This is a genomic window from Sphingomonas sp. (assembly GCF_048594985.1).
In the GTDB taxonomy this organism is placed as follows: domain Bacteria; phylum Pseudomonadota; class Alphaproteobacteria; order Sphingomonadales; family Sphingomonadaceae; genus Sphingomonas_I.
In genome coordinates this window covers 1-2,071 of the sequence record NZ_JBMDXG010000227.1, presented here as the reverse complement: position 1 = coordinate 2,071, position 2,071 = coordinate 1, and the positions used below count along the sequence as shown (strand labels likewise).

The following is a 2,071-nucleotide window of genomic DNA, read 5'->3' as shown; positions in this document are numbered from 1 at the left end:
GAGAGGGTCAACACGAAGCCGCGCTTGCCCTCCGCATCGACCGTCTGGCCGCACAGTCGGCCCGGCATCTGGCGGACATATTTGTCGCGCGTGGCGAACAGGCCGAGATAGGGCCCGCCGAACTGGAGGCCGACGCCGATCGACTGCCCCTCGCCCACGACGATGTCGGCGCCCATCTCGCCCGGCGACTTGATCGCGCCGAGCGCGACCGGCTCGGTCACGACGACGATCAGCAGCGCGCCCTTCGCCTGGCACGCGGCCGCCAGCTCGGACAGATCGGCGACGTGGCCGAGGATGTTGGGGTTCTGGACGACGACGCAGCTCGTCTCGCCATCGATCGCGTCGAGCAGGCGCGCCATGTCGTCGCCCGGCCGGCCCTGCGTCAGCTCCGGCAGGGCGATGTCGAGCGTGTCGCCGGTGAAGCGCGCCATCGTCCTGGCGACCGAGACGTAATGCGGGTGGAGCCCGGCCGACAGCACCGCCCTGGTCCGCCGCGTGATCCGCCGCGCCATGCCGATCGCCTCCCAGCAGGCGGTCGATCCGTCATACATCGACGCATTGGCCACGTCGCAGCCGTAAAGCCGCGCGACCTGCGTCTGGAATTCGAACAGCACCTGCAGCGTGCCCTGCGCGATTTCGGGCTGATAGGGCGTGTAGGCGGTCAGGAACTCGCCGCGCTGGATCAGATGATCGACGCTCGCCGGCACATGGTGGCGATAGGCGCCGGCGCCGAGGAAGAAGGGCGCGTCGCCCGCCGCGAGATTCTGCTTCGCGAGCGCGCCCAGCTGCCGTTCGACCGCCATTTCGGTGGCGTGCGCGGGCAGATCGGCGATCGGCGCGTCGAGCAAAGCCTGCGCGGGCACATCGGCGAACAGGTCTTCGATCGAACCCGCGCCGATCGTGTCGAGCATCGCCCGCCGGTCGGCATCGGTGAGGGGAAGGTAACGCATCAATGATCCTTCAGAAGGGTCAGGGCTTCCGCGCCCGACGGCTGCAGCATGTTGGCGCGATCGGTGCAGATGTGGGTGGTCAGGCATTTCGCGTCGAACCGCGCCACGAGCGCGACCTCTTCGTCCCGCAAGCCCCCGGCCTTTTCGTCGAAAGCTTTCCTGACCTTGTCGTCAAAGCCCGGGCCAGTGCCGCCGATCGAAAGCCGCCCCTTGCCGGGCGCCACCGCTCCGTCCGGAACAACCGCCAGCAGATGGCAAGTCAGAGGTTTGCACGCGCCCATCCGCCCGGTCGCCCGGACGATCCGGCCGTGCCAGCGCGAAGGCTCGGCCAGCAACTGCTCCACTCTCACGGTCGGAACATCTGCTGCCGTGGCGGTCGCCAACAAAGCCAGCGCCGGAAGCATCCGTCAGAGCGCGGCCACGAACGCCTTGTAGGCGGTCTCGTCCATCAGCCCTTCGAGCTCGCCGGCGTCGCTCAGCGTCAGCTTGAAGAACCAGCCCTCGCCCTCGGGCGAGGTGTTGACGAGCGCGGGGTCGCCCTCCAGCGCGGCGTTCGGCTCGGTCACGGTGCCCGATACGGGGGCGTAGACGTCGGACGCAGCCTTGACGCTTTCGACCACCGCGGCTTCCTTGCCCTTGGCGACCTCGGTCCCGGCGGGCGGCACCTCGACGAACACCACGTCGCCCAGCTGCGCCTGCGCATAATCGGTGATGCCCACGGTCGCGGCGTCGCCTTCGACCGCGATCCACTCATGTTCCTTGGTGAAGTAGGTCGTCATTTCGCGGCTCCCTTGCGAACATAGCGATGCGGTACGAACGGCATGGCGGTAACGGTGGCGGCGAGGCGTTTGCCGCGCACCTCGATCTCCAGGCGCGTGCCCGGCGCGGCGTGCGCGGCGGCGACATAGCCCATCGCGATCGGCGCGCCGACCGTGGGGGCGAACCCGCCCGAGGTGATCGTGCCGACCCTGGTCTCGCCCGCGAAGATCTCCGCCCCCTCGCGCGCGGGAAGGCGCCCTTCGACCGCGAAGCCGACGCGCTTCGTCGCCGCGCCGTCCGCCAGCTCGCGGACGATCGTGTCGGCGGCGGGGAAGCCGCCCTCGGCACGGCGGCGCTTCGAC

Annotated in this window: 4 protein-coding genes; all 4 read right to left on the bottom strand. The window is 69.6% G+C overall.

Features of this window, described 5'->3' with window-relative positions:
- Positions 1-950 (bottom strand): aminomethyl-transferring glycine dehydrogenase subunit GcvPA (gene gcvPA / locus ACOJSF_RS09015; RefSeq protein WP_420141880.1); only part of this gene is annotated, 950 nt, incomplete at its 3' end.
- Positions 950-1,294 (bottom strand): hypothetical protein, encoded by a 345-nt coding sequence (locus tag ACOJSF_RS09010; protein ID WP_420141879.1) that lies wholly within the window; start codon positions 1,292-1,294, stop codon positions 950-952. The genes ACOJSF_RS09010 and gcvPA, both read right to left, overlap by 1 nt.
- Positions 1,295-1,357: 63 nt before the next feature.
- The gene (gcvH, locus tag ACOJSF_RS09005) at positions 1,358-1,729 is read right to left on the bottom strand and encodes a glycine cleavage system protein GcvH (RefSeq protein ID WP_420141878.1); all 372 of its coding nucleotides are present in this window, start codon (positions 1,727-1,729) and stop codon (positions 1,358-1,360) included.
- A partial coding sequence (locus ACOJSF_RS09000; protein ID WP_420141877.1) for a glycine cleavage T C-terminal barrel domain-containing protein occupies positions 1,726-2,071 on the bottom strand: 346 nt, incomplete at its 5' end. The genes ACOJSF_RS09000 and gcvH, both read right to left, overlap by 4 nt.

What these genes read in the sequence shown, in the direction of transcription:
- gcvH (WP_420141878.1), bottom strand. Translation starts at nt 1,729, where the DNA reads ATGACGACCTACTTCACCAAGGAACATGAGTGGATCGCGGTCGAAGGC.